Origin of the sequence: Rhizobium sophorae, from assembly GCF_013087515.1 — a bacterium.
Taxonomy (GTDB): Bacteria; Pseudomonadota; Alphaproteobacteria; order Rhizobiales; family Rhizobiaceae; genus Rhizobium; species Rhizobium sophorae.
In genome coordinates this window covers 1-25,687 of the sequence record NZ_JABFCN010000057.1, presented here as the reverse complement: position 1 = coordinate 25,687, position 25,687 = coordinate 1, and the positions used below count along the sequence as shown (strand labels likewise).

General features: G+C 61.9%; 24 protein-coding genes. 6 read left to right on the top strand and 18 right to left on the bottom strand.

What is annotated here, in order from left to right:
* Positions 1-33 precede the first annotated feature (33 nt).
* The 6 genes from G9X64_RS30480 to osmF all read right to left on the bottom strand — a co-directional run bounded on the left by G9X64_RS30480 (position 34) and on the right by osmF (position 6,861).
* Entirely contained in the window at positions 34-2,487 is a 2,454-nt protein-coding gene (locus G9X64_RS30480; protein WP_171378045.1) for a glycoside hydrolase family 2 protein, read from the bottom strand.
* Between the two features lie 81 nt (positions 2,488-2,568).
* Positions 2,569-2,964: a VOC family protein gene (locus G9X64_RS30475; protein WP_168307861.1), complete on the bottom strand. Its 396-nt coding sequence runs from the start codon at positions 2,962-2,964 to the stop codon at positions 2,569-2,571.
* A 49-nt stretch (positions 2,965-3,013) separates the two neighbouring features.
* Positions 3,014-3,763, bottom strand: a complete 750-nt coding sequence (locus G9X64_RS30470) for an ABC transporter permease (RefSeq protein ID WP_171378044.1) — start codon at positions 3,761-3,763, stop codon at positions 3,014-3,016.
* Positions 3,760-4,704, bottom strand: coding sequence for an ABC transporter ATP-binding protein (locus G9X64_RS30465; protein ID WP_171378043.1), 945 nt, complete (start codon positions 4,702-4,704; stop codon positions 3,760-3,762). The genes G9X64_RS30470 and G9X64_RS30465 overlap by 4 nt, the downstream gene beginning before the upstream one ends.
* On the bottom strand, positions 4,701-5,867 hold the full coding sequence (locus tag G9X64_RS30460; RefSeq protein WP_171378042.1) for an ABC transporter permease: 1,167 nt from the start codon (positions 5,865-5,867) through the stop codon (positions 4,701-4,703). The genes G9X64_RS30465 and G9X64_RS30460 overlap by 4 nt, the downstream gene beginning before the upstream one ends.
* Before the next feature lie 85 nt (positions 5,868-5,952).
* Positions 5,953-6,861 (bottom strand): glycine betaine ABC transporter substrate-binding protein OsmF, encoded by a 909-nt coding sequence (osmF, locus tag G9X64_RS30455; RefSeq protein WP_168307857.1) that lies wholly within the window; start codon positions 6,859-6,861, stop codon positions 5,953-5,955.
* Positions 6,862-7,382: 521 nt separating this feature from the next.
* Here osmF and G9X64_RS30450 point away from each other — a divergent pair.
* Together G9X64_RS30450 and G9X64_RS30445 are read left to right on the top strand one after the other, a co-directional pair.
* A complete protein-coding gene (locus G9X64_RS30450; RefSeq protein WP_171378041.1) occupies positions 7,383-8,630 on the top strand; it encodes a LysR family transcriptional regulator in 1,248 nt (415 codons plus the stop codon).
* Positions 8,627-9,352, top strand: coding sequence for a copper homeostasis protein CutC (locus tag G9X64_RS30445; protein WP_171378040.1), 726 nt, complete (start codon positions 8,627-8,629; stop codon positions 9,350-9,352). The genes G9X64_RS30450 and G9X64_RS30445 overlap by 4 nt, the downstream gene beginning before the upstream one ends.
* On the opposite strand, the gene G9X64_RS30440 is transcribed toward G9X64_RS30445, so the two are convergent.
* The 7 genes from G9X64_RS30440 to G9X64_RS30410 form a co-directional block, all read right to left on the bottom strand.
* Complete coding sequence (locus G9X64_RS30440) at positions 9,349-10,368, bottom strand: zinc-binding alcohol dehydrogenase family protein (RefSeq protein WP_168307854.1); 1,020 nt, start codon at positions 10,366-10,368, stop codon at positions 9,349-9,351. The genes G9X64_RS30445 and G9X64_RS30440 overlap by 4 nt on opposite strands.
* A gap of 63 nt (positions 10,369-10,431) precedes the next feature.
* Positions 10,432-11,406 carry an ABC transporter permease gene (locus tag G9X64_RS30435; protein WP_003545129.1) on the bottom strand — a complete coding sequence of 325 codons (975 nt, stop codon included), beginning with the start codon at positions 11,404-11,406 and terminating at the stop codon, positions 10,432-10,434.
* Between the two features lie 121 nt (positions 11,407-11,527).
* Positions 11,528-13,081 carry a sugar ABC transporter ATP-binding protein gene (locus G9X64_RS30430; protein ID WP_168307853.1) on the bottom strand — a complete coding sequence of 518 codons (1,554 nt, stop codon included), beginning with the start codon at positions 13,079-13,081 and terminating at the stop codon, positions 11,528-11,530.
* A 104-nt stretch (positions 13,082-13,185) separates the two neighbouring features.
* Positions 13,186-14,175, bottom strand: coding sequence for an ABC transporter substrate-binding protein (locus G9X64_RS30425; protein ID WP_168307852.1), 990 nt, complete (start codon positions 14,173-14,175; stop codon positions 13,186-13,188).
* 208 nt (positions 14,176-14,383) lie between these two features.
* A complete protein-coding gene (locus tag G9X64_RS30420; RefSeq protein WP_168307851.1) occupies positions 14,384-14,830 on the bottom strand; it encodes an RbsD/FucU family protein in 447 nt (148 codons plus the stop codon).
* A 9-nt stretch (positions 14,831-14,839) separates the two neighbouring features.
* Positions 14,840-15,859 carry an aldo/keto reductase gene (locus tag G9X64_RS30415; protein WP_168307850.1) on the bottom strand — a complete coding sequence of 340 codons (1,020 nt, stop codon included), beginning with the start codon at positions 15,857-15,859 and terminating at the stop codon, positions 14,840-14,842.
* 48 nt (positions 15,860-15,907) lie between these two features.
* The gene (locus G9X64_RS30410; protein WP_168307849.1) at positions 15,908-17,410 is read right to left on the bottom strand and encodes a UxaA family hydrolase; all 1,503 of its coding nucleotides are present in this window, start codon (positions 17,408-17,410) and stop codon (positions 15,908-15,910) included.
* Between the two features lie 226 nt (positions 17,411-17,636).
* Here G9X64_RS30410 and G9X64_RS30405 point away from each other — a divergent pair, with 226 nt between their 5' ends.
* Positions 17,637-18,536 (top strand): GntR family transcriptional regulator, encoded by a 900-nt coding sequence (locus G9X64_RS30405; protein WP_168307848.1) that lies wholly within the window; start codon positions 17,637-17,639, stop codon positions 18,534-18,536.
* A 61-nt stretch (positions 18,537-18,597) separates the two neighbouring features.
* Here the strand turns inward: G9X64_RS30405 and G9X64_RS30400 are convergent, their stop codons facing one another.
* Positions 18,598-19,074 (bottom strand): nucleoside deaminase, encoded by a 477-nt coding sequence (locus tag G9X64_RS30400; protein ID WP_168307847.1) that lies wholly within the window; start codon positions 19,072-19,074, stop codon positions 18,598-18,600.
* Between the two features lie 361 nt (positions 19,075-19,435).
* On the opposite strand from G9X64_RS30400, the gene G9X64_RS30395 reads away from it, so the two are divergent.
* Positions 19,436-21,433 carry an ABC transporter ATP-binding protein/permease gene (locus tag G9X64_RS30395; protein WP_171378039.1) on the top strand — a complete coding sequence of 666 codons (1,998 nt, stop codon included), beginning with the start codon at positions 19,436-19,438 and terminating at the stop codon, positions 21,431-21,433.
* A gap of 26 nt (positions 21,434-21,459) precedes the next feature.
* Here G9X64_RS30395 and G9X64_RS30390 read toward each other — a convergent pair whose 3' ends face one another.
* Positions 21,460-21,918 carry a MarR family winged helix-turn-helix transcriptional regulator gene (locus tag G9X64_RS30390; RefSeq protein ID WP_168307845.1) on the bottom strand — a complete coding sequence of 153 codons (459 nt, stop codon included), beginning with the start codon at positions 21,916-21,918 and terminating at the stop codon, positions 21,460-21,462.
* A 129-nt stretch (positions 21,919-22,047) separates the two neighbouring features.
* On the opposite strand from G9X64_RS30390, the gene G9X64_RS30385 reads away from it, so the two are divergent.
* Entirely contained in the window at positions 22,048-22,425 is a 378-nt protein-coding gene (locus tag G9X64_RS30385) for a nuclear transport factor 2 family protein (protein WP_168307844.1), read from the top strand.
* Positions 22,426-22,549: 124 nt separating this feature from the next.
* Positions 22,550-22,771, top strand: a complete 222-nt coding sequence (locus G9X64_RS30380) for a hypothetical protein (protein ID WP_240604132.1) — start codon at positions 22,550-22,552, stop codon at positions 22,769-22,771.
* Here the strand turns inward: G9X64_RS30380 and G9X64_RS30375 are convergent.
* From G9X64_RS30375 to G9X64_RS30365, 3 genes are all read right to left on the bottom strand, one after another.
* Complete coding sequence (locus G9X64_RS30375) at positions 22,768-23,310, bottom strand: AAA family ATPase (RefSeq protein ID WP_168307842.1); 543 nt, start codon at positions 23,308-23,310, stop codon at positions 22,768-22,770. The genes G9X64_RS30380 and G9X64_RS30375 overlap by 4 nt on opposite strands.
* A gap of 22 nt (positions 23,311-23,332) precedes the next feature.
* The gene (locus G9X64_RS30370) at positions 23,333-24,823 is read right to left on the bottom strand and encodes an MDR family MFS transporter (protein WP_171378038.1); all 1,491 of its coding nucleotides are present in this window, start codon (positions 24,821-24,823) and stop codon (positions 23,333-23,335) included.
* 256 nt (positions 24,824-25,079) lie between these two features.
* A complete protein-coding gene (locus tag G9X64_RS30365; RefSeq protein ID WP_168307840.1) occupies positions 25,080-25,490 on the bottom strand; it encodes a hypothetical protein in 411 nt (136 codons plus the stop codon).
* Between the last annotated feature and the right edge of the window lie 197 nt (positions 25,491-25,687).

The following is a 25,687-nucleotide window of genomic DNA, read 5'->3' as shown; positions in this document are numbered from 1 at the left end:
AACTGGAAGGGCTCCGCGTGATGCGGGGCCTTTTTAGTGTTTGGCGACGAGATCGTTGGCCGAGCGCAATACGGTGCCGACGCCAATGTCGTCTGCCCCGATCGCCTTTGCCGTCTTGACCACAAACACATGGCTCTCGCCTGGCAGCAGCGTCACCAGCATCGTGTCGACGACGGCATCTGGATCCAGCCGGTCCGCCATCAGGCAAAGATCCTTGAGGAAATTTTGCGCCGTCACCTTCACGGCATACCCGCCCTCGATACTGGCAACATCGATAGCCAGCCGCGGCACTGACAAGCCGAGTTCGATATCCTCGACGAAATAATGAAAAGCCCGCCTGTCGAGCATCTGCACGACAACGATCTCGTCCTTCGGTAAGTCGGGGGTGACGATATCCTCGGGCAGGGGAAATTCCTTTGCCTCGAAACGGTCGCAGAGCAGGCGCCAGAATTCGAATTCGGCAAGCACGGTGCCGTCGAGCTTCATGCGTTTGCCGCTGATCTTCGCCCGCCAGAACAGTGTCCGTTCATTGACGGCGATCGCCGCAAGTCCGCCGCCGCGCGGCTGGATCGTCAGCAGGCGCGGATCATAGGCCGCCTTCAGCGCATACCAGAGCGGCTTGCGGCGCCCGGCTGAATCAAGCGCTGCCCACGAGGTCACCGGCCAGCAATCGTTGAACTGCCAGACCACTGCGCCCTTGCAGATATCCCGATGCGAGCGCATGTGCTCCACGCCGAAGCGGATGGCGCGCGCCTGGTTGAGCTGGGTGGCGAAGTGCCAGTCGTCCATTGTCCGTGGCTCCGGCAGATGGCCAGAGAGGCCGCGGATCAGCTTGTCATTGCCCTCAGTTGCCTTCTGATGGTGGAAGACGCCGTTCGATTGCGGCGTCAGCGGCTGGTCGTGCACACTTTCTTCGATGGTCGCCCAGGCCGCCGGCGCCTGCCAGCCGAATTCGGAGCAGAAGCGCGGAATGTAATTGCGGTAGACCTCGTAGCCGACATCGTTCCACACGTCCCAGATATGTTTGCAGCCATGTGCGTCGGCATTGGGTTCGATCTCCATCGAGCCGGAATAGGGACTGCCGGGATAATAGGGCCGGTCCGGATCAAGTTCGGCGCAGAGTTTCGGCAGCAGGCCGAGATAATAACCGAGGCCCCAGCTTTCGCCCGCCTTGATGATCGGCCGCCAGCCCCATTCGTCGAAGCCCCAGATGTTCTCGTTATTGCCGTTCCAAAGCACCAGCGAGGCATGCGCCATCAGCCGCACGACATTGTCGCGCACCTCCGCCTCGACCTCGCTTCTGAGCGGTTCTTCCTCCGGATAGGCGGCGCAGGCAAAGAGGAAATCCTGCCAGACCAGCATGCCGGCGCGGTCGCAGGCCTCATAGAACTCTTCGGCCTCGACGATGCCGCCGCCCCAGACGCGCAGCATATGAATATTGGCGGCCTTTGCCTCCTCGATCCGCGCGGTATAACGCTCAGCCGTAACCCGCGGCGGAAAACAATCATCCGGTATCCAGTTTGCCCCGCAGATGAAGAGCGGCACATCGTTGATGACGAAGGTGAAGGCCGAGCCATGTTCGTCGGCCGAGGTGTCGAGCCGCAGCGAGCGGAAACCCAGTTCTCGCTCGAGAGCGTCAAGTACATCGTCGCCGGTTTCGTCGACCAACTTCAGCGTCATCGGGTAGAGCGGCTGCGCGCCGAGATGGTGCGGCCACCAGAGCTGCGGCGAGGGCAGGCGTAGCTCGAAGGAAACCTCGTCTTCGTCGGGCCCAACCGCCACCGTCTTGGTCACGCCGCCGATTGCGGCGACGAGCCTCAACGGCGTCTTGTCGCCATGCCGTGCTGATCGGGCATGCACCTTCGCCAGCCCGTCGCCGCCGGCAAGTGTTGCCGACACCCTGGTTTCGGCAAGCCGCGCCCGGTGCCAGCTTTCCAGCCGGACCGGCTTCCAGAGGCCCACTGTTACCAGCGTCGGCCCCCAGTCCCAGCCGAAATTGCAGGCCATCTTGCGCATCAGATTGCCCGGCCCCGGATAGTTGTTGGGACGGTAGCCGTAATGTTTCTCCATCTCCGCGCCATAGGCGTAGGCGGAGCGGAAGGTGACCGTGAGTTCGTTGGCGCCGGCCTTCAGCAGTGCCGAAACATCGAAACGATAGGTGCGGTGCATGTTGAAGGTACGGCCGATCTCTTCGCCGTTCAGGGATATCACTGCGACCGTATCGAGCCCGTCGAAGACCAGTTCCTGCACCCTGCCATCACCAGGCATCGCCTCGAAGCTGCAGCGATAGGTCCAGTCGGTCTTGCCGATCCAGTCATTGGTGATCTCGTTGACGTCGATATAGGGATCGGGGATCAGCCGGTTGGCGAGAAGGTCGAGATGCACGCAGCCCGGCACCGTCGCCGGTATTCCAGCCGGCAGGCCCGGCCTGCATGTATCGTTACAGGACAGCGTCCAGCCGGAATTGAGCGCAGTCTTTTCGATCATGGCGGGCTCCTCATGCATGCCGCTTGAAGCTGTGGGATTATCTGTGGCTTGGAACGTATCGGTGGTTCGGCGTCGGATGCCTTAGAGAAAACGGCCGTGGCGCTGCAGCACTTCGATCTTGTAGCCATCGGGATCGCTGATGAAGAAGAACAGGCCGAAGAGCTTGCCGTCGCGGTTGAGCTCCACCAGTTCACCGGGCTTGAGCCCAAGCTTCGACAGCCGCTCCCGCTCGACCGCCACCTCTTCGACAGAAACGGCGAGATGGCCATAGGCATTGCCCTGATCGTAGGGCGCGGTCCGGCCCTTGTTGACGGTCAGTTCCAGCTCGAAGCCGGTCTCGGCATTGCTCATGTAAGTCAGCGTGAAAGTTTCGAAATCGACGCGGTCGGCGACCGAAAGGCCGAATGCCTTCTCGTAGAATTCGACGGAGCGCGCCTCATCGAGAACGCGGATCATGGAGTGGATCATCTTCGCCAAGTCTGCCTCCCATTGCCCTACCAGCGCCGCAGTCTTGGTACCCGTCCTCTTACGCCGCGCGCAAGCCGATTCTTCGCGTAATCGCTCCTTCGACCAAGCCCATGGCATCATAGATCAGCACCGCCATCAGGCCGACGATCAGGCCGCCCTGCAGGATGAAGGCGGTGTTGTCGGAAATCAGCCCGGCGATGATCACCTCGCCGAGGCCCTTGGCCGCCACCGTCGAGCCGATCGTCGCCGTGCCGATATTGATCACGGTGGCGACCTTCAGCCCCTCGAGGATCAGCGGCAGGGCAAGGGGCAGCTCGACGCGAAACAGCCGCTGCGTGCCGTTCATGCCCATGCCGTCGGCGGCATCGAGCACTTGCGGCGAAACCTGCTTCAAGCCGGCGACGGTGTTTTCAAAGATCGGCAACAGGCCGTAGAGAAAGAGCGCAATCAGCGTCGGCATGGCGCCGAAGCCGGTGGCGGGAACCGCGAGCGCCAGCACCGCGACCGGCGGAAAGGTCTGCCCGGCATTGGCGATGGCGCGCGACAGCGGCAGGAAGTCAGCCCCGCTTTCCCGCGTCACGAAGATGCCGCCTACAACGGCAAGCACGGCGCTGCAGACGATCGATCCGATCACCAGCTGCAGGTGGCCGGCGGCAAGCGAGGCAAGGCTGTTCTGCGTATAGACGGCAGGCGCATTGTTGCTGGTCAGCGGCGTGAGCAGGAAGGAAAGCCACTCCGTCCTGAACAGCAGGATCAGGAGCAGGGCAAACGCCGCCAGGCGGAAGAGATTGGCGACGACGAGCTTCATGCCTTGCGGCCCAGTTCGAGAAGCCGGGTCATCGAGATCGATCCAACCGGCGCCTTCTCGCCGTCCTGCACGGCCGCCTCGTCGACCCCCTGCCAGATCATTTCGGCCAGCGCATCACGCAGGCTGAGCGACTGCGGCAGGGCATAGGCGAGACCGTTCTTTGCCGGCTCCATGCTTTCCTTCAGCGGCAACAGCGACATCAGCTTCAGCGCCCGGTCGGAGGTGCCGGTCAATTGCTGCACGAAGGGATCGGCCGGTTCGGTGAGGATCTTTTCCGGCGTCGAGCATTGCAGCAATCTGCCCTGGCTCATCACCGCGATCTGGTTGCCGAGATGGAAGGCCTCGTCCATGTCATGAGTGACGAGAATAACCGTCGTACCGAACTGTTTCTGAATCGCCAACAGATCGTCCTGCGCCTTGCCGCGGATGACGGGATCGAGCGCCCCGAACGGTTCGTCCATCAACAGCAGTTCTGGTTCGGCCGCCAGCGCCCGGGCGACACCGACGCGCTGCTGCTGGCCGCCGGAGAGCTGATGCGGATATTTGTCGGCAAATGTTGCCGGATCGAGGTTGAAAAGCCCGAGCAGTTCCTCGACCCGTTTGGCGATACGGGCGAAATCCCAATCGAGGAGCTGCGGGACGGTGGCGATATTCTGCGCCACGGTCCGGTGCGGAAAGAGGCCGTGCCCCTGGATGGCATAGCCGATCTTGCGGCGAAGCTCGGTCACCGGCACGTCCATCACATTTTGCCCGCCGACGAAGATCTCGCCTTCGGTAATCGGCACCAGCCGGTTGATCATCCGCATCAGCGTCGATTTGCCGGAGCCCGATGTGCCGACGATGACGGTGATCTCGCCCTTCTCGACGCTCATCGAGACGTCGTCGACGACAGTGGCGGCGCCATAGCGCTTGGTGACGTTCCTGATCTCGATCATGGTCATGCGGCGGATCCCCGGATGCTGTCGATGGCCGCATCGAGGATGACGGCCGATGAGAAGGCAAAGAAGACGGTCGGCACGGCGCCGAGCAGGACGAGGTCCATAGCCGTCTGGCCGAGCCCCTGGAAGATGAAGATGCCGAAGCCGCCGCCGCCGATCAGCGCCGCGATCGTCACCATGCCGATCGCCTGCACCAGCACGATGCGGATGCCGGTGAGGATGACCGGGAAGGCGAGCGGCATGTCGATGCCGGTCAGGATCTGCCAGCGTGTCAGCCCCATGCCGGCCGCAGCATCGCGCACCGAGGGGTCGACCCCTTGAAGGCCGACGACGGTGTTGGCGACGATCGGCAGCAGCGAATAGAGCACCAGCGCAATCAAGGCAGGCGCCGTGCCGATGCCGCGGATGCCGATTGCGGCGGCGAGCGGCACATGGGTGGCGAGATAGCCGAGCGGCAGCATCAGCAGGCCGAAGAGCGCCAGACTCGGGATCGTCTGAATGAGGCTGAGCCCCTGCAGCACAATGGCCCGCAGCTTCGGCACCCAGAAGCAGAGAATGCCGAGCGGCAGGCCGAGAATAATGGCGATGGCAAGCGAGCCGAAGGCCAAGAGCAGATGCGAGATCGCTTCGGTCTCGAATTGCGGGGCCCGCGTTGAGAATTCCTTCATGATCGAAAGGCTGTCGAGCAGGCCGGAGGAGAGCGAGATGAAGAGCAGCGCCGTGTAGGCTGCAAGGGCTGCGACCCGCATCCAGGGCGCCAACCGGATCTTCACCAGCGCATCGGATATGACGAGGCCGATCACGGCAAACAGCACCCAGAAGCCGCCGCCGGGCGTCATGCGCGCCACCGTGCTGCCGGGCGGCGTTGCCGCCGTCGAGACGAGGCCGATCGCCACGATCAGCGCCGCAAGGCAGAGCGTGGCGATAACAAGCCGGGCCACCGAATTGGTGAGGAACAACGTGGCGAAGGCGGTGAGAAGGAGAAGCACGGTCAGGATGATGACGGAAGGCTGGGGAAGAAGCTGCATCAGCAGCATCGGCTTGCCGGCGGCAATGCGGTTCGCCTTCACGTAGATGAAGGGCATCAGTGCTGTCGCCGCGATACCGCCGGCCACCAGAACCACGCCGAGCCGGTCCAGTTTGCGGACCGCTAAGGTTTCTTCCATCAAATCAACCCTGTCTGGCCAACCCTGTCAGCCCAACCCTGTCAGCAAAGGAGGCTCCGCCCTTGATGGGCGGAGCGGGCTATGACTACTTCAGGAAGCCTTTTTCCTTGAGATAGGCTTCGGCAACCGACTTGGCCGGCTCGCCGTCGACCTGGATCTTGGCGTTGAGCTTGCGCAACTCGTCGGCGGTCAAGCTCTTGAAGATCGGCGAGAGCACTTCCTCGATCTTCGGATTGGCCTTCAGCACCTCTTCGCGGATGATCGGCGTCGGGGCATAGACCTGCTGCACATTCTTGTCGTCTTCGAGAACGGTGAGTTCGGCCGCCTCGATCGCGCCGTCAGTGCCGTAGACCATGGCGGTATTGACGCCGTTCGTCTGGTCGGCGGCCGCCTTGATCGTTGCCGCGGTATCGCCGCCGGAAAGAACGACCATCTGGTCGGGCTTCAGCTGGAAGCCGTAGGTCGTCTGGAAGGCGGGAAGCGCGCCGGCCGAATTGACGAATTCGGCGGAGGCGGCAAGCTTGGCAGCGCCGCCTCCGGCAACCCATTTGCCGAAGTCCGTGAGGCTCTTCAAGTTGTTCGGCCCGGCGACGTCGCTGCGCACGGCGAGCGCCCAGGTGTTATTAGCAGGCGACGGCGTCAGCCAGACGATCTTATTGGCGTCGTAATCGAGCTTCTTCGCCAGCTCATAGCCCTGGTCGATGTTCTTCCAGGCGGCGTCATCGGCCTTGTTGAAGAAGAAGCCGGCATTGCCGGTATATTCCGGATAGATGTCGATTTCGCCGGCGGTGATCGCCTTGCGCACGACGGGTGTTGCGCCAAGCGCGATGCGGTCCTGCGTCTTGATGCCGTTCGCTTCGAGAGCGAGCGCGATGACGTTGCCGAGCAGCGTGCCTTCGGTGTCGATCTTCGACGAGACGACGACGTCCGCGGCCTGGGCCGCGCCCACCGCGAAGGCGGAGAGCGAAACGGCAAGTGCGAGTTTCTTCAGCATGGAATATCCCCTTGTTAAACACCGTTGACCTACAGCGCCGCACGTCTTTCAGACGTGCAAGGACGCTGTAGCACTTTGAATTTCTGCATAATTTCTCCTGAAATCAGTTCCGATTTCAGGAATTATGCAGTGGCCCAAGCCCTTGGCGGGAGGCTTGCGCGCAGGAAAATCCGCCGGCGAGGGCGACGACGCCGCCATCATGCCGGAATTGCGTGCGTGATGGAAATAGCGTGCATGCCCGAAAAATCGATGCAAGCCCCCTCCAGTATTTGCGGCCGCGGCACGATTATGGCGGCGAATGCACCTCCGCGCGCGGAAACGCATTCCCTTTTCCAAGGCCGGCGCGATTTGTTTTTGTCCCCTTGCGTGTTTCCACGATATTCCCCGGCTCTTTCGCGGTTTCCCGCCGCCGGGACTTTTTATGACGGGAACGATAGCCCGCCTCTCCGGAGGCAGGGATATCTTTTTTCGTGAACACATCATATCGTCCGGTTTTTCCAGCGCTTTCCGGAGGTGGCCGTTTGCATCTTGGTGCCTTGTTCATTGCCAGCCATGTCCTGACCTCCGGTTCGGTCCGCGAGACCGCGCGGCGCTTCCAGCTGTCGCCCTCCACCGTCTCGACGGCAATCCATAATCTCGAGACCGAACTGGCGATGACGCTGACGGAACGCGCCTCAGGCGAGCTCGCGACGTTGATTGCGAGCGGCAGGGTGCTGGAAGGCCTGGAGCCGATCATGGCTGCGATCGCTGAGCTCGGCCAATGGGCCGGTCACGACGGCGCCGCCGCCGAGATCGACGAGGCCTGGGCATCGCGCATTCCCGTCAAAATCGTCACGATGGAGCGTTTTCTCGAAGTTGCCGACCAGGGCAGCATCAACCGGGCCGCCCGCCGCCTTCGCCTCGGTCAGCCGCAGCTTTCGCTTCAGCTTGCCAATCTTGAGAAATTTCTTAAGCACCGCCTGTTCGAGCGCCAGGCGCAGGGCTCGGTGCTGACGGAGGAGGGCAGGCGCGCCTACCAGATCTTCATGGCGATCAGCCAGGCGTGGAACGACCTGAAATCGTCGGCCGACGAGCGTTATCGGCGCACCGCCCGGTCGCTGCGCATCGGCTCGATCATCCCGACCGGATCGGAAAGCTGGGTGGCGCGCTGCCTGGGCACGCTAGTCTCGGAATGGAATCTCCGCCGCAATAACAATGCGATCTCGCTGGTCTCGATGACCGCCGACGATCTGCGCGAGGCGCTGAAGAGCGGCCGCATCGATGTCGCGATCCTGGATTCGGTCTTCGGGCTGGAAAGCTTCCGCCATCGCGAATTGCTGCAGACCGACATGGTGGTGATCGCCCCGCCTGACAGTACCGAGACCAGTGTCGCCGATCTCGTCGCCGGCCACCCGATCTGCATGCCGAGCCCGCGTACCGGCCTCGGCCATGCTGCCATGGCCTTCAGCTATGAACGCGCGCCCAACCGGCGCCTGCGCGGCCAGGATATTACCGCGGCGGATTCACTGCCTGTCATCGTCGACCTTGTCGCCAATCACGGTTACGTCTCCTTCCTCGGCCGCGTCAGCGCCATGCCGATTGCCGACAAGGTGCGCATCGTCGATCTCGACGAGCATCTGCCGATGTCCTATCACGTCGCCTTCAACCATCGCAAAGCCGCCGCCGATGCCTGCGCAATGATCATCGAGGCGGCGGCGAGGATTACGTCAGAAACCGTCGCGCGCACCATAACGCTGACGGACGCCGGAGCCAGGGAGACTGCAGCGTGACGATCTTGCTGGAAGTGTGCGTCGACAGCGCCGAAGGCCTTGCCGCCGCGATCGAGGGTGGCGCCGGGCGCATCGAGCTCTGCTCGGCGCTGGAACTCGGCGGCCTGACGCCGCTGCCGAGCCTGATGCGGATCGCCGCCCGGGCACCCATTCCGGTCTACGCGATGATCCGCCCGCATGCCGGCCCCTTCATCTTCGACGGGGCAGATGAGGAGGCGATGATGATCGACATCGATGCCGTGCGGGCCGCTGGCCTTGCCGGTGTGGTCATCGGCGCCAACCGGCCGGATGGCACTCTCGACATGCCGTTGATCCACCGTTTGAAGGCGCATGCCGCTGGCCTCGGCTCGACGCTGCATCGCGCTTTCGATCTGGTGCCGGATGCCGACCAGGCGCTGGAACAGGCGGTCGAGCTCGGCTGCGAACGCATTTTGACCTCCGGCTGCTCGCTGAAGGCTACCGACGGTCTCGAAACGCTGAAGCGCCTCTCGGCAAAGGCGGCCGGGCGCATTTCGATCATGCCTGGCAGCGGCATCCGCCCCGCCAATGTCGGCGAAATATTACGGGCGACCGGCGCCCGCGAGGTCCACGGTTCCTGCAGCTCACCGGTTGAAAGCCGCGATCCGCGCGCCGTGGCTTTCGGTTTCGAGGCGAGGAGAATGAACCGGACCGATGTTACGGTGGTCAGGGAGATGCATCGGACAATCAAGGCCGCGATTTAATTCCCGATAGTGATTACCGCTTTGATCAGGCCATTCTTTTCGTGCGCCCAGCGCGCGAGGTCGCGCGGCGCATCGGCAAGCGTCGTGCGGTGGGTGATGAGTTTGTCCACCGGCACCAGGCCTTTGGCGATTGAATCCGCCACATGTTCGAAATCGACGCGAGTGGCATTGCGGCTGCCGATCACCATCATCTCGCGCTTGTGGAATTCGGGGTCGGAGAAGCGGATATTGTCCTTGACGACGCTGACCAGCACCAGCGCGCCGCCATGGGCGACGAAGGAGAAGGCCTTTTCCATCGAAGGCCCGTAACCCGTCGCGTCGAAGACCACGTCGAAACCGTCGCCATTGGTCTTTTCCCGTACGGCCTCCGCTGTCGCCTCGTTGGCAACGATGCCGGAAGTGAAGCCGAAGCGTTCCGACGCCATCTGCAGCCGCTCGGTGCTGGTATCGAGCAGCGTCACCTCATGTCCTGCAATGCGCGAGAAGATCGCCGCCCCGAGCCCGATCGGCCCGGCGCCGATGACCAGCGCCCGCGCGCCGGCGCCGGTCATCGAACGGCGCACCGCATGGGCGCCGATCGCCAGGAACTCGGTCGTCGCCGCCGCTTCGAGGCTTACACCTTTGGCGGCATAAAGGTTCTCGGCCGGGACTGAAATCTCCTCGCAGAAGGCGCCATCCGTATGGACGCCGAGCACCTTGATGTTGGTGCAGCAATTCGGCTTGCCCTGTCGGCAGGCGATACATTGCCCGCAGGAGAGATAGGGATTGACGATGACCGGCGTGCCGACCGCCATGACAACGCCGTCGCCCGCTTCCAGCACCGTCGCCGAGATCTCATGCCCCATCACCCGCGGATATTCGAGGAAGGGATGTTTGCCCTCGAAGATGTGGTAGTCGGTGCCGCAAATGCCGACATGGCTGACGGCAAGCCGCACCCAGCCGGCGGCGGGAGCCGCAGGCGAAGGACGCTCGACGATCTCGAGCACGCCGGGCTCCCGGCAAAGAACTGCTTTCATGACGGATCTCGCATTCCTGGAATGGAAGAAGCCGGCTTGTTCAGGCCGGCTGTCTTTTGTCGCTCAATTGCTCCGGCGGCGGCGCAGCTGGTCGAAGAACACGATCACGATGATCAGCAGACCGGTGATGATGCGCTGCCAGAAGGAGTTGACGTTCAGAAGGTTCGCGCCGTTGTTGATGGTGGCGAGAATGAAGGCGCCGATCAGCGGGCCATGCACCGAGCCGACCGCGCCAAACAGGCTGGTGCCGCCGATGACGGAGGAGGCGATCGCCTGCAGTTCCCAGCCGTCCGCCTGTGTCGCATTGCCGATGGCGATGCGCGAGGCAAGCAGCACGCCGACGAAGGCGGCGAAGGAGGCAGACAGGATATAGGCGAGGTAGATCATGCCCTTGACATTGACGCCGGAAAGGCGCGCCGCCTCGGCGTTCGAACCGACCGCGAAGAGATAGCGGCCCCAGCGGCTCAGATGCAGGAAGATGAAGGATGGGACCGCCACCAGGATGACCATCCAGAACAGGCTCGGAATACTGAGCAAATCGGCGCGGGCGAAATTGCTGAAACCTTCATTGGTGATGTTGATCGTCGAGCCGTTGGTGATCAGCAGACCGATGCCGCGCAGGGATGTCAGGGTTGCCAGCGTGATGATGAACGGCGGCAGGCCCATATGCACGATGCCGAAGCCATGAAAGGCGCCGATCGCCACACCCATCAGCAGCGTCAGCGCTATCGCACCCCAGACCGGCACGCCCGCCTGCAGCAGCCAGGCGATGATCACGGTGCAGAAGCCGACGATGGCGCCGACCGAAAGGTCGATGCCGGCGGTGATGATGACAAAGGTCTGACCGAGCGCCAGGATTGCCGTCATCGCGCCCTGACGCAGCAGGTTCGAGATATTGAGCGGCGTCCAGAAGCTCGGGGTGACAACGCCAAGCACGATCCAGAGGAAGATCAGCAGGCCGATCAGCGTCAGGCCGAACAGGATGTTCATTTTCCGGCGCGGCGGCGGCGCGACGATTTCGGTGGGGGTGGCAGTCATGAATTTTCTCCCTCTTAGAGAATTTCCGCTTTTCTCCGAAGCGCGGGAATTCTCCATCTATTTGTTTTACGCAATTTCCGGACGCAAAACCGCAGCGCACTTTTGCTGGAATTGCTTGTGCTCAGACGCCGATCGCTTCGCTGAGCACTTCTTCATGCGTCGCCGCGTGATAATCATGGCTCGCGACGATTTTGCCGGCGCGGAAGACGTGCAGCCGGTCGGCCAGTTCGTAGACCTCCGGCAGGTAGGAGGAGATCAGGATGATACCGGCGCCGTCCTTCAGAAGCTGGGCGAACAGCCGGTAGATTTCCGCCTTGGTGCCGACGTCGACGCCGACGGTCGGCTCGTCGAAGATGAAAAGTCGGGCGCCATGGCTCAGCCACTTGCCGATGACGATCTTCTGCTGGTTGCCGCCCGACATGCTGGAGGCCGGAACGCGCCGGCTCGGTGTCTTGATGCTGAGATTGCGGATCTGCTGGTCGGCATTGGCCGATTCGCGCGCGTGGTTGATCACCGGCCCGTGGCTCAGCCGCCCGAACACCGGCAGGTTGATGTTGAGGCCGATCGGCAGGTTGAGGCAAAGCCCCTGGTCGCGCCGGCTTTCCGGCGCCAGTGCAATGCCGAGCTCCATGGCGGTGCGTTCGTTGCGGATGTCGACATGCTTGCCCATCCATTCGACATCGCCGGATGTCGTCGGCTGGCGGCCGTAGAGCCCGAGCGCGAATTCGCTGCGCCCGGCGCCGATCAGGCCGTAAAGGCCGACGATCTGTCCTGCCTTGACGCTCAGCGACACATCTTCGAAGCCCGGGCCGGAGAGGCCGTTGACCGTGAGGATCGTCTCGCCGATCGCGATTTCTTCCTTGTGGTAGATCTGTTCAATCGAGCGGTTGATCATCAGCGAGATCAGTTCGGCATCGTTGGTCTCGCCGATCAGGCGCGTGCCGACATGCGTGCCGTCGCGCAGCACCGAGACACGGTCGGCAAGCTCGAAGACTTCCTCCATGCGGTGGCTGATATAGACGATGGTGACGCCTTCCCCCTGCAAGCGTCGGATCAGCTTGAAGAGCTGCGCCGATTCCTGGCGGGTGAGATAGGCGGTGGGTTCATCGAAGATCAGGAATTGCGTGCCGCGCATCGCCGCGCGCGCGGTTGCCACCAGCTGCTGCTGGCCGATGGTCAGCTCGCTTAGCAGTGCACCCGCCGGCAGGCCGAAGCCGAGATCGTCGAGCACGGCCTGTGCCATCTTCTCCATCTGCTTCTTGCGCATCAGGCCGAAGCGGTTGACCTCGTCTCCGAGGAAGAGATTGGCGGCGACCGTCAGGTGCCGGCAGAGCACGACCTCCTGGTGCACGGCGTTGATGCCGCGCGCAATTGTCTCGTTCGGCGTCGCCAGTGCCACTGGTTGGCCGCACCACAGCACTTCGCCGGCGGTGCGGGTAATGACGCCGGTCAGCAATTTGATGAGGGTGGATTTGCCGGCGCCGTTTTCGCCGACGATCGCGTGGATTTCGCCGGCAAGAAAGGTCAGCGTCGCGGGCTTCAGCGCCTGCACATGACCGTAATTCTTCTGCAGGCCCTTGAGTTCGAGGATAGGCGATCCGGCGGGAATTCGATTGGCTTCTTTCAGCGTCGCGCTGTCATCATGGCGATGACTGACCTCTTCCAGTCCGATCATGGGACCTCTCCTCCTTGTGTCGCGTCTGCTCTCCATCCCCTGCAAAACATAGCACGGATGGAAAAGGCCGCGCCGGTTTTTGAGCCAGCGCGGCCTCTCTCGTCTTACTTGATCTTCGGGTTCAGGAGCGCGTCGATCTTCGGATCGGCCATATTCGCCTTGGTCACGAGGTTGGCGCCGGTATCGACATTCTCCGGAACCTTCTCGCCCTTGGAGACGGCAAGCGCGGTCTTGATGCCGTCATAGCCCATGCGGTAGGGGTCCTGAACAACGAGGCCGGCAATCGCGCCGTCCTTGAGGAAGCCGACCGTCTTGTCGTCGCTGTCGAAGCCGATGACTTTGATCTTGTCGCCCAGCTTGTTTTCAGCGATCGCCTGGCCGACGCCCTGCGCCAGGATCAGGTTCGAGGCGAAGACACCGACGAGGTTCGGGTTGGCCGTGATCAGGTCAGTCATCATGTTGAGGCCGGTCGTCGCCTGGCCGTCACCGTACTTGTCGGCGATCACCTTCAGACCCGGATATTTGGTCTTCACCTGATCCAGGAAGCCTTCGCGGCGCTGCTCCAGCGAGCCGACGCCCGGAAGGTTGGTGAGGATGACGATTTCGCCTTCTTCCTTGCCCGTCATCTCCTTGATGGCGGCGGCAAGACCGTCGGCGGCGATGCGGCCGCCCTGGACGTTGTCGGTCGTCAGGAACGACTTGAATGCCTTGGAGTCAGCACCCGAGTCGATGCCGATGATCGGAACCGACTTGGCGGCTTCGTCGATCGGCTTGCCGAGCGCCTTGAATTCGGTCGGCGAGATGACGATGGCGGCCGGCTTGCCGGCTACGGCATTCTCGAGAATGCTGATCTGGCCGTTGATGTCGGATTCTGCCTGGGCGCCGAGCTCTGGCACATTGACGCCGAGATCCTTGCCGGCCTTGCGGGCGCCGGCCAGAACGATCTGCCAGTAGAAGGACGTCGTGTCCTTGACGATGATCGGGATCGTCACGTCGGCTGCAAACGACGGTGCCGGCATCGCCGTGGCGATAACTGCGGCGCCCGCAAGCGCGGTAAAGGCGCGGCGGGACAGAAGGGATTTCACGAAACTCATAAGGGTTCTCCTCTCAGGGTGCGTTCTCCTCCGAATAAATCGACCGCTGAACGCGGGCGGACGATTTTTATCGATAAAAAACATTTGCCAGGTGAAGCTAGCCGAGGCGCAATCAAATTGCAAGAGCGCCAAACAGGCTTTTTTTCTCCACTAAACTCCCGCCAAGCAACTGATTTTATTCCAATACCACGATGCCCTAAAATAGGGATCAGGCCATGTTGACCTCGTGCGGATGCACGACGCCCTTTTTCAAAATCAGGTTGCCGTACAGCCGGAATTCCGTCGTCGCGACGATGTAGGTGGCCTTGCGAGCCATCGCGTAAAACGCAAAACGCTCCACCGGCACGATGCGGAAATCGCCGGCGTGCTTGGAAACGATCTGCTGGAATTCGGTGCAGACCTCCGGCATTGCATCGGGATCGCCGACCACCTCCATCCGCCACGCCGCTTCCGGCACGAAGGTGTCGAGCGGCATATGCGTCAGGATGGCCTCGGCCATGTCAGTGGCGCTGACGCCGTCGGCGCGAATGACCGGCGGGCCCATCGAGCCCGAGGGAAAATTGGCGTCCGATATGACGATGTCGTCGCCATGTCCCATGGTCTTCAATGCATGGAGCAGGTCGGGGCCAAGCAGCGGATGAATACCCTTGAGCATAGTCTCTCCTCAGACTCGGACGGCTTCGGCGCCGAGCGGCGGCGCAACCAGCGTATAGGGTTCGAATTCGGCATAGATCTCGTCGGCAAGCCGCGGCTCGACGATCTCCATATTGCGCGTCAGGCTCGAGGGCTTGGCCGTGCCGATCAGCACCGATGCGACGATCGCCTCGCGCAGCGGAAACTGCAGGGCGGGCGCCGCCAGCGGCACGCCGTGGCTCTTGGCGATCGCCTCCATGGCGCCGACCTTGGCAAGCACCTCGTCATCAGCCGGCATATAGTCGAAATGCGAACCCGGCACCGGGCCGGTGGCGAGGATGCCGGAGTTGAAGACGCCGCCGACGACGAGCGAGGTGCCCTTCTCTCGGCAAAGCGGCAGCAGTTCGGCAACCGCAGAGCGGTCGAGCAGCGTGTAGCGGCCGGCGAGCAGGATGCAGTCGAGATCGGAATGACGCATGACGTCGAGGCAGACGGGCACTTCGTTGACGCCGAGGCCGAAGGCGGAGATCGCGCCAGATGACTTCAGCTCCTCCAGCGCCTTCACGCCGGAATCGAGAAACTGCTTCTGGTGGACCGCATTCTTCGCCGCGCCATGGGTGTAGACGCCGAGGTCGTGCACATAGAGGATATCGATGCGGTTGAGGCCGAGCCGCGCATAGCTGAACTCGACCGAGCGCATGATGCCGTCATAGGAATAGTCGTAATCGGCATCGAAGGAGAGCGGATCAACATAGCTGTAATCAGGCACGGTGCCGGTCGGCACCGGCCGAAGCAGCCGGCCGACCTTGGTAGACAGCACGTAAGAGCCGTCCGGCTGGTCGCGCAGGAAATCGCCGACCCGCCGCTCGGCAAGGCCGAGCCCATACCAGGGCGCCACGTCGAAATAGCGGATGCCGCCGTCCCAGGCTGCCTGCAGCGTGTCCATCGCCTGCTCGCGCGGGCAGGCGCGGTAGAGGCCGCCGAGAGCGGCCGCGCCGAAACTGATTTCGGTCACCTCCAGCTTGGTCTTGCCGATCTTTCTCGTCTTCATCACGCCTCCTCGCGAAGAACTGTCTATTTAAAGCGTCGCGCGCAGATTTCAGAGCGTCGCACCGAGATGCCACGGCACGAATTCATTGTCGCCGTAGCCGAAGATCTCGCTCTTGGTCTTCTTGCCCGAGGCCGTATCGATGATGAGGTCGAAGATCTCGCGGCCCTTGCCGCTGATTGTCGCATCGCCGGTGGCGATGGTGCCGCAATCGATGTCCATATCCTCTTCCATCGAGGCATAGAGCGCCGAATTGCTGGAAAGCTTCAGCGACGGCGCCGGCCGACAGCCGAAGCAGCTGCCGCGGCCTGTGGTAAAGGCGATCATGTTTGCCCCGCCCGCCACCTGGCCGGTTGCCGAGACGGGGTCGTAGCCGGGCGTGTCCATGAAGACGAGGCCGGGGGCCGTGACCCGTTCGGCATAACCATAGACCGCCGTCAGCGGCGAACGCCCGCCCTTGGCGACGGCGCCGAGCGACTTTTCGAGAATAGTGGTGAGACCGCCGCGCTTGTTGCCGGGCGAGGGGTTGTTGTCGAGCGAGGCGCCGTGCAGGGCGACATAATCTTCCCACCAGGCGATTTTATCGTCGAGCTTCTTTGCCACCTCGTCGCTGACGGCGCGGCTGCGCAGCAGATGTTCCGCACCATAGATTTCCGAGGTCTCCGACAGGATCGCCGTGCCGCCGGCCGCCGCCAGCAGATCGGCCGCGACCCCCAGTGCCGGATTGGCGGTGATGCCGGAAAAGCCGTCCGAGCCGCCGCATTGCAGGCCGATGATGATCTCGCCGATTGACATCGGCACGCGCTTTTCTTTGCCTACATCGGCGGCGATTTCGCGCAGCATGCCCATGGCGCGTTCCACCGCGCGGCGCGAGCCGCCGGCATCCTGAATGTTGAAATGCCGCTTCGAGGCGCCCGCACCACTCTGGCCATACAGCGTCAGCTGATTGACCTCGCAGCCGAGGCCGATCATCAGCACGCCGCCGAAATTCACATGTCGTGTATAGCCGGCGAGCGTCCGGTGCAGCACGTTCATGCCGTCGCCGGTCGAGCTCATGCCGCAGCCCTGGTCATGCACGATCGGCACGAAACCGTCGATGCCCTCGTAATGCGGCAGGATCGTCCGGTTCGCCTCGTCGGCGATTGCCCGGCAGACCGTGGTGGAACAGTTCACGCTGGCGATGATGCCGATATAGTTGCGGGTTGCCGCCCGCCCGTCGGCGCGGCGATAGCCCATGAAGGTGCGCCCGACGTCGTCGGCTGTCGCCGCTTCCGGCGCCGAATTGGCGGTCGCTGCCAGCCGGTCGTTTTCGAAATGCAGGTTGTGGCTGTGCACATGGTCGCCGGCCTTGACCTCGGCGGTCGTGCGGCCGATCGCCTGTCCGTATTTGACCACCGGTGACCCGAGCGGAATATCCGCTATCGCCACCTTGTGGCCGGGGTCGATCTTCTCACGGGTCTGAATGCCGGCAACCGTCGAACCCGGGGCGATTGCCGCCGTTGCGACAGCGACATTGTCGCCGGCCGAAAGGATGATCCAAGGCAATTTATCCAATGTCGTCTCCCTGGGAAACGCTCGCTGCATCGGCGAAAGCGCATTGATTTTGTTTTTTATCTACAATAAACATTTTCAAGTCAACGGGAATATTGATCCTGTGGACGAGGGAGGCAATGAGCCGCAGGCGACCGGAAATAAGCTAAAGGTCGTTTGAACAAGCCCCGGTCCGCTCCGTCCTGCTTTGAAGCAGGGCGACGGTCACGAGGGCGGAAAGCGGGGTCTGGTGGCAAGGCAGAATACGGTCTTCAAGGAAGCGTACAACAGGTATGCCGCAGCCCTGCGCACGGATACGGCGCTGCCCTCGGAACCGGAGATCGCCGCCCAGCTCGGCGTCAGCCGTTCGACGGCGCGCGCCATCCTGACGCGGCTCAGCGAAGAGGGCATCATCCGCTGGAACAAACGCCAGAAGATCGTGCTGCGCCAGCCGACCGACCACGACCTCTTTCCCTCCGAAGAAACCGACTCCCTGCATGATATCATCGAGCGCAGCTTCATGCAGCGCATCCTTGCCGATGATGCAGCACCCGGCATGCAGATCAACGAATTGGAGCTTGCCCGCGAGATCGGCACCGGCACGACCAGCGTGCGCGAGTTCCTGATCCGCTTCTCCCGCTTCGGCCTCATCGAGAAACGCCCGAACAGCCACTGGACGCTCAAAGGCTTCACCCGCGAATTCGCCCTCGAACTTGCCGATGTGCGCGAAATGTTCGAGCTGCATTCCGCCGCCGAATTCGGCCGGCTTCCAAGGGATAATCAGAGCTGGGCCGATCTTGCCGCCATCCGCGACGAACATCACGCCATGCTTGCCGACATCAACCACCGCTTCAAGGATTTCTCCGTCCTCGACGAGCGCTTCCACCTGCTGATCCACCGAGCCTCGAAGAACCGCTTCATCGCCGATTTCTACGACGCTATCGCCATCGTCTTCCACTATCATTACCAGTGGAACAAGACCGCCGCGCGCCAGCGCAACGAGCGCGCCATCCACGAACATCTGGATTATATCGCAGCGCTGGAATCCGGCGACCAGGCGGCGATCGAAACCGCCTGCCGCGCGCATCTGCACTCCGCCCGCCAGACCCTGCTGCAATCCTTGCCGCAGATCGCCACCGAAACCGCCTGAGGGCGAGCAACTCCAGACACCGCTTCGATGTGCTCGCCAGCGGCATTCGGGAGGAATGAGGCTATGCCTTGCCCAGATGCTTCGGCCAGAATTCCTGATGGACCTCGGCGGCTTCGTCTTCGAGATTCGGGTCCGGGCCAACCACAGTGACGATGCGTGCGCCGGTTTGCAACACCGCCCGGCTCGGCACGTTCAACCCGATCCCGGCGATCTCGCCAAGCCGCGTTTCGGAGCATGCAAACACCATACGCCCGATGCCCGACCAGTAAATCGCCCCGGAGCACATCGCGCACGGCTCGGTGCTGGTGTAGAGCGTGCAGCCCGCGAGAAAAGCGGTGTCGTAGTGTTGTGCCGCCAGTTTAACCAGATTCATCTCGGCGTGGTTCGTCATATCGTGGCCGGTGAAGACGCTGTTTTCGGCGCGGAGAATGACTTCGCCGTCCTTCACCAGCACCGACCCAAACGGTTCGTCGCCGTTTTCCACCGCAGATTTCGAGAGCGCAATCGCCTCGCGCAAAAACGGCTCGTGGTTTTCCATCAGGATTTCCCCAGACACTAGAGCGGGCTGATCTTGTCTGGAATCGAAGGGTTTTCCAAGAGGGTGCAAATCAGATTTAAGATGCTGGCTGGGGGAAAGGCGGCCAGCATGGACGGGTAAATCCGTCACGATATGTCGGCAAATCCTCGGGGCTGATCCGGGTGCTGCATCAAAGCGGTTGAAATAACCTCTTCGATGCATGCCTCGACCTGTCCTTCTGACCCCGTAAACGGGGCGAAGGGGATATGCCGCACTCTCCCCGTTTTTACGGGGAGAGGGTTAGGGTGAGGGGCAGATGTTTTCGATACGGCGGATGGCAGCCATCATGAAACCTTTTGATTTGTAAGCCGTTATCGTGCTCATGACGGCCGCCAAACTCAATCCGAAATCGGTCGATGGCACCGAACCGCACGGTGCCGAGAAGTCGCGCCAGGAGAAGGCGTCGACTGCCGAAGTCATGCTGCCGCCAGATGCCATCCCACCCGATCCGGAGTTGACGCCTGAGGAGGCCGAGCAGGCGCGCAAACGGTATTTGCTGAGGCGTTTCTGGATCAGCGCGCGCCGCTATTGGGGCCGTGGTGGTGACAAACTCGCCTGGCCGTGCACCATCGGCCTATTGACCCTGATCTGCATGAATGTCGGTTTCCAGTATGGAATCAATCTCTGGAACCGCGCGATTTTTGACGCCCTTGAGCAACATAACGCCCGCACCGTCTATGTCTTGAGCGTCGTATTCCTGCCACTGGCGCTCGGAACTGCAGCCCTTGTTACGACACAAGTCGCCCTTCGCATGATGATTCAACGCCGTTGGCGTTCCTGGCTGACGACCGCCGTCATCGCGCGCTGGCTCGCAAGCGGTCGTTACTATCAGCTGAACCTCATCGGCGGCGACCATAAGAACCCCGAAGCGCGCATCGCGGAGGATTTGCGGATTGCCACCGAAGCACCTGTCGATTTCATCTCCGGTGTCATTGCCGCCTTTCTGTCGGCCTCGACCTTCATCCTAGTGCTCTGGACGATCGGCGGAGCACTCACTCTGACGATCGCAGGTTCGACCGTCACTGTTCCCGGCTTTCTCGTGATCACTGCGGTCCTCTATGCCGCGATCACATCAAGTTCGATGACGGTCATCGGCCGCCATTTCGTCCGCGTCTCCGAGGCTAAAAACCAAGCGGAAGCCGAATTTCGCTATACGCTGACGCATGTGCGGGAAAACGGCGAGAGCATCGCATTGCTCGGCGGTGAAGAGGAGGAGCGGAACGACCTCGGCAAGACCTTCGCCAATGTGCTTAGGCAATGGGCGTTGCTTGCACGCCAGCACATGCGCACAGCGCTTGTGTCGCAGGGATCGAGCCTGTTTGCGCCAGTCGTCCCGGTTTTGCTGTGCGCTCCCAAGTATCTCGAAGGCAGCATGACGCTTGGGCAGGTCATGCAGGCTGCCTCTGCCTTCGCCATCGTTCAGAGCGCGTTCGGATGGCTGGTCGACAACTACCCCCGTCTTGCCGATTGGAACGCCTGTGCACGGCGCATCGCTTCGCTGATGATGTCGCTCGATGGGCTCGAGCGCGCCGAACAGAGCGACTCTCTGGGGCGCATCAAGCATGGTGAAACCGAAGGCGATGCGATGCTCAGCCTGAACGATCTCTCCGTATCGCTTGACGATGGCACCGCCGTGGTCAAGGAAACCCAGGTCGTGATCGAAGCGGGCGAGCGGGTGCTCGTCGCCGGCGAATCCGGGTCCGGCAAGAGCACGCTGGTGCGGGCCATCGCAGGTCTTTGGCCGTGGGGTGAGGGCAGCGTCAATTTCCACGCCGACAGACGATTGTTCATGTTGCCGCAACGGCCCTATATCCCTTCGGGCACGCTTCGCCGTGCCGTCGCCTATCCCGGCGCCGCCGATAGCTGGACACTGGATAAGATCAAGGCGGCGCTCGACAAGGTGGGGCTGGATTATCTGAACGACAAGATCGAGGAAGATGCGCCCTGGGACCAGACCTTGTCTGGCGGTGAAAAGCAGCGGCTCGCCTTCGCGCGTCTGCTGCTCCACCATCCCGATATCATCGTGCTGGATGAAGCAACCTCAGCACTCGATGAGAAGAGCCAGGATAAGATGATGCAGATGGTGATCGATGAATTGCCTGACGTGACCATCATCAGCGTCGCGCATCGGGCTGAGCTCGAAGCCTTCCATAGCCGCAAGATCACGCTGGAGCGGCGCGAGGGCGGCGCAAAGCTTGTCAGCGACATTGATCTTGCCCCGCGCAAGAGAAAACGGAACTTGCTGTCACGCGTTTTGAAGAACCCCTCACTGCCGAAAGGCAGCACGACCTCGAATGAAGGCGGCACAGTTCCAGAATAGAAATTGTCCGCTTGGCCACGGAACCATCAATCGCCTGACGAAGCCTCTGCGTTCGCAATCTGATCCAGGTTTTCGATCAGCCGCTTGAGCAAATCGACCAGTTGTCCCGCTTCCGCATCCGTGAACCCGGTCAATGCCTCACGATTCCCTTGGAACAACGCCGCAATGGCCTCAGGCATGCCCTCCCGTGCAACCTTCGTCAGCACGATGCGGCTGCTGCGACCGTCAGCCGGGTCGGGTGTCCGCTCAATCAATCCATCCCTCTCCATGCGAGCGAGCATCTGCGCCATCGGCGGTTGCTCGACCCTGGCAAAGCGGGCGAGGTCGCGTTGCGTGCTGGCCTTGCCATTTTGCAGCGCCACCAGCACAGGCAACTGGCCGACACCGAAGCCGAGCGGTTTAAGGCGTGACTCGCTGAGACGGGCGAACCCCCGCGCCGCAAGACTGATGAGATGCCCCGGCGTAGAAAGCACGTCTTCATCCATTCCGCTTGACCCCTTGTCTGCGCTTGACCGCAAGATATATATGTACGTATGTATATTGACGTGCGGCGTGAGGCAAGGCCGTTTCGATGCCGCGCAGCGAATGTTTCAATCCCATCGAGAGGAAATGACATGTCTCAAAATGACGTCGAAATGATCAAGCGCATCTATGCCAGCTTCAACGCCAGAGACATCGACGCTGTCCTTGCCGTCCTGTCCGATGATGTCGCCTGGGCCAACGGCATGGATGGCGGCCACGTTCATGGCCGTCAGGCCGTACGCGACTATTGGACACGGCAGTGGGCCGTCATCAGTCCCCATGTCGAGCCGGTCGCATTTGAAGAAACGCCAGATGGCGCTATCGCTGTCGAGGTGATCCAGTCGGTATTCGACCTCGATGGCCGGCCGCTGGAAGGGCAGGCCCATGGCCTGAAGGACAAGACGGTGACGCATATCTTCCGCATGCAAGGCGACAAGATCGTCCGTTTTGATATCCGGGATGCCCACTAAGCTTGCACCTCACTAAGCTGGGGGTAATTTCCTCGCGATAACGGCCAAGGCAAGCATTCTTGGTGGGAAGAAATTCAACATTATATTCAGAACATCGAGGTGCTTCGGAAGGTTGCTTTGCGCCGTGACGGAAGAAAAACCAACAATTGTTCACCGCTTGATCTCATTGGTCAAAATTATGTGGACCGTTTCGATTGTCATAACGGCTGCAGCCGTGGGTGCCCATATCGGCTGGCAAAGTCACGGCGTTGCCGGAGCGTTGGGTCTGGGTTTTGTCGGCCTTGTCGCCGGAGGCTTCCTCAGCTCGCCGTCGATTCTTTTGGAAGTGCTGGCAGGGCTGATTTAAACGCCTTTCGAGCCTGAACCGCTGCATTTCGAGACAATCTCATCGACAACGACGGCGAGCGGGAGAGTGGCGTCGATGACGACACCGCCCTTCGGGATATCCTCTTTCGTTGCATGCAATCGCACAATCAGCTCCCGTTCCGCAGGTCTTCCGCCAAACTCGTCTTCCGGTCTTAAGGCAAGCCGCCGGTTCAACGTGTCGAGATCGACGTCGAGAACGAAAACCCCGTCAAATAAATCGATAAAGCGGGAGAGATTTCGAGAGCCGCCGCAGAAGAAGGAGATCGCGTTGCGGTGATCGGCGATGACGGATTTGACTTTGCCGACATCCCAAATGTGATGCTCATGCACCCATGTGACACTGTCCGTCACGCTCTCATGGGCAAGCCCATCGAGCGGTTCACCAGTCTCGGCGTCGCCGATATAAGACAACTCCCGGTCCCCGTGGATGACGTGGTAGCCGCGCCGCTGCAGTTCCTCCGCCACCGTGGTTTTACCGGTGCCGGAAACGCCTTCGATCAAATAGTTTTTGACGCCCATTTTCGCTCTGCTTTTCGGTCGCTTAATGCGAGGCCGCCTCGCTTGCGACAGCCGCCCCTTCGCGCTTCTGGCTCGGCCCGACCGGGATTAGCCAGGTGGTGAAGAAGGTCAGCACCGCGACGACGACCACGCCCCAGAAGCTCCAGTGCAGGGCCGCATTGAAGACGGCGCGGATCGCCGGATCGGCGGCGAGTGTTGAAAGCCCGGTCGGCTGGTTCAGCGCCGCGTGCAGGCCTGCCGCCGCCGCGCCGCTCGCATAGTGGTTGATGCCGGCATTGAGGATGGCGCCGAGCACGGTGGCGCCGAGCGTATTGCCGAGGCTGCGGGCAAAGATGATCGAGGCGGTGGCGCTGCCGCGCATCGACCATTCGACGCTGTCCTGCACCAGCACGATGCTGGTGAGGCTGATGAGGCCCATGCCGAAGCCCATGAAGAACGAGCCGGCGCCGGCAACGACCGGCGAGCTTTCCGGCGTCAGGAACAACAGGAAACAGGCGCCGAAAGGAAACATCAGGCTGCCGACGCGCAGCGTGCGGCGGATGCCGAAGGCCTTGTAGAAGCGGCTGGAGAGCATCACCGCCAAGGGCCAGCCGACGACGAGCATGGTGAGCGTGAACCCCGCGACAAGAGGTGAGCGGCCAAGGACGCCCTGCACATAGAGCGGCAGGATTGTCGAAAGCCCGATGAGCGCCATGCCGGCCAGCAGCGTCGCTGCATTGCTGGTCGCAATCAGCCTTCGGCTCCAGAGCGGGATCGAGATGATCGGCTCCGGCGCCCGCTTTTCCTGGGCGAGAAAGAGCAGGCCCGTGACCACGAAGACGGCGAAAAGCGAAAGCAGTACCCAGGCGCTCGCACCGGTTTCCGTCAGCATGACGAGCAGTGCCACGATCGAGATCGAAAACAGCACCGACCCGAGGTAATCGATCTTTGCCTGCTTGTGCGCCACATCCTCCTTGAGGAAGACCATGAAGGCGATGATCGAGATGACGCCGATCGGCAGGTTGATCCAGAAGATCCAGGCCCAGGAGATATTGTCGACGATGATGCCGCCGGCGAGCGGCCCGACGACGGCCGAGGTCGCCCAGACGGTCGCCATCGCGCCCTGCACGCGGCCGCGTTCCTCCAGCTTGAAGAGATCGCCGATGATCGTCATCGTCACCGGCTGGATGGCGCCGGCGCCCAGCCCCTGCAGCAGCCGGAACAGCACCAGCGACATCATCGACCAGGCAAGCCCGCAGAGCAAAGAGCCGACGAGGAAGATCAGGATGCCGCCGATCAGCACCGGCTTGCGCCCGAAGATGTCGGAGAGCTTGCCGTAGATGACCGTCGTCGTCGACTGCGCCAGCAGGAATGCCGAAAACACCCAGCTGTAATAGGAAAAGCCGCCGAGCTCCCCGACGATGCGCGGCATCGCAGTCGCCACGATCGTCGCCTCGATCGCCACCATGAAGGTCGCGAGCATGATGGTGGCGACGATAAGCACGCGGTTCGAGCGTTGCGCTACATTCGACATGACGATCCTCTTCGGGTGCTCCGCAGATGCCGGAAATATCGGCAGGCTGGCGAGATGTGGGGCGATGCGCCGCTTGCGGAGTGATGCCGTCCTTTTACGACCTCAAGCCCGGCCGGTAAAGCAGGCCGCGTCCGCTTTCTGACGGAACCATTGTTTTCTCGCATTTCGGCGAAGTGGCGGGCGAAAGAGAAAGCCCGGCACCATTCCGCTCCGGGCCTTCGTTTTGTCAGAAGGAAACGCGAACGATCACCTCATGCTATTGCGGGCATGCCTCGCCGAGCGAGCCGGTGTCCGCATTTCCGCTGGTGCAACCCGGCGTCTGCTGCAGATTGGGATTGACCCCGCCGGGATTGATCGTGCTGCGACCGCTGTTGAGATTGACGCCGCCATTGCCGGTCGTGCTGCCAGTGGTGCCGGAATCGGTGCCGACAGACCCGGTGCCCGTCGAGCCGGTGCCAATAGACCCGGTGCCCGTTGCGCCGCCGCCGACTGAACCAGTGCCAGCCGACCCGGCGCCTGCGGAACCGGCGCCCGAACTCCCCGATCCGCCGATAACCGGCGCCACCGAAAGCCGCCCATTGGCATCCGCACCCCCGGCCGTCTGCGCCAGCGCTGGGCCGACCAGACCGATCGAAAGCAGTGATATCGCGATGAACTTGCAGGACATGATTTTCTCCATGCTTGTTGTCTCAGGGAGAAAACCTGCACGGCGGGGGCATTGTTCCTGTGGTGGGTGTGGTTTTCACGGTGGTTTGATTGGTCGAAGTCGGGGCCGAGCAAACTCCATCTGACACCACAGTGGTTTGCTAGAGCGTGAACTCATTAATCCGCTTGTCAGATCAAGCCTTGCAACGCGGGCATCAG

Excerpts from the sequence above, each read along its gene's own strand:
- G9X64_RS30480 (WP_171378045.1), bottom strand. The coding sequence starts at position 2,487 with ATGATCGAAAAGACTGCGCTCAATTCCGGCTGGACGCTGTCCTGTAAC.
- G9X64_RS30470 (WP_171378044.1), bottom strand. The coding sequence starts at position 3,763 with ATGAAGCTCGTCGTCGCCAATCTCTTCCGCCTGGCGGCGTTTGCCCTG.
- G9X64_RS30465 (WP_171378043.1), bottom strand. The coding sequence starts at position 4,704 with ATGACCATGATCGAGATCAGGAACGTCACCAAGCGCTATGGCGCCGCC.
- G9X64_RS30460 (WP_171378042.1), bottom strand. The coding sequence starts at position 5,867 with ATGGAAGAAACCTTAGCGGTCCGCAAACTGGACCGGCTCGGCGTGGTT.
- osmF (WP_168307857.1), bottom strand. The coding sequence starts at position 6,861 with ATGCTGAAGAAACTCGCACTTGCCGTTTCGCTCTCCGCCTTCGCGGTG.
- G9X64_RS30440 (WP_168307854.1), bottom strand. The coding sequence starts at position 10,368 with ATGAAAGCAGTTCTTTGCCGGGAGCCCGGCGTGCTCGAGATCGTCGAG.
- G9X64_RS30435 (WP_003545129.1), bottom strand. The coding sequence starts at position 11,406 with ATGACTGCCACCCCCACCGAAATCGTCGCGCCGCCGCCGCGCCGGAAA.
- G9X64_RS30430 (WP_168307853.1), bottom strand. The coding sequence starts at position 13,081 with ATGATCGGACTGGAAGAGGTCAGTCATCGCCATGATGACAGCGCGACG.
- G9X64_RS30425 (WP_168307852.1), bottom strand. The coding sequence starts at position 14,175 with ATGAGTTTCGTGAAATCCCTTCTGTCCCGCCGCGCCTTTACCGCGCTT.
- G9X64_RS30420 (WP_168307851.1), bottom strand. The coding sequence starts at position 14,830 with ATGCTCAAGGGTATTCATCCGCTGCTTGGCCCCGACCTGCTCCATGCA.
- G9X64_RS30415 (WP_168307850.1), bottom strand. The coding sequence starts at position 15,859 with ATGAAGACGAGAAAGATCGGCAAGACCAAGCTGGAGGTGACCGAAATC.
- G9X64_RS30400 (WP_168307847.1), bottom strand. The coding sequence starts at position 19,074 with ATGGAAAACCACGAGCCGTTTTTGCGCGAGGCGATTGCGCTCTCGAAA.
- G9X64_RS30395 (WP_171378039.1), top strand. The coding sequence starts at position 19,436 with ATGACGGCCGCCAAACTCAATCCGAAATCGGTCGATGGCACCGAACCG.
- G9X64_RS30390 (WP_168307845.1), bottom strand. The coding sequence starts at position 21,918 with ATGGATGAAGACGTGCTTTCTACGCCGGGGCATCTCATCAGTCTTGCG.
- G9X64_RS30385 (WP_168307844.1), top strand. The coding sequence starts at position 22,048 with ATGTCTCAAAATGACGTCGAAATGATCAAGCGCATCTATGCCAGCTTC.
- G9X64_RS30375 (WP_168307842.1), bottom strand. The coding sequence starts at position 23,310 with ATGGGCGTCAAAAACTATTTGATCGAAGGCGTTTCCGGCACCGGTAAA.
- G9X64_RS30370 (WP_171378038.1), bottom strand. The coding sequence starts at position 24,823 with ATGTCGAATGTAGCGCAACGCTCGAACCGCGTGCTTATCGTCGCCACC.
- G9X64_RS30365 (WP_168307840.1), bottom strand. The coding sequence starts at position 25,490 with ATGTCCTGCAAGTTCATCGCGATATCACTGCTTTCGATCGGTCTGGTC.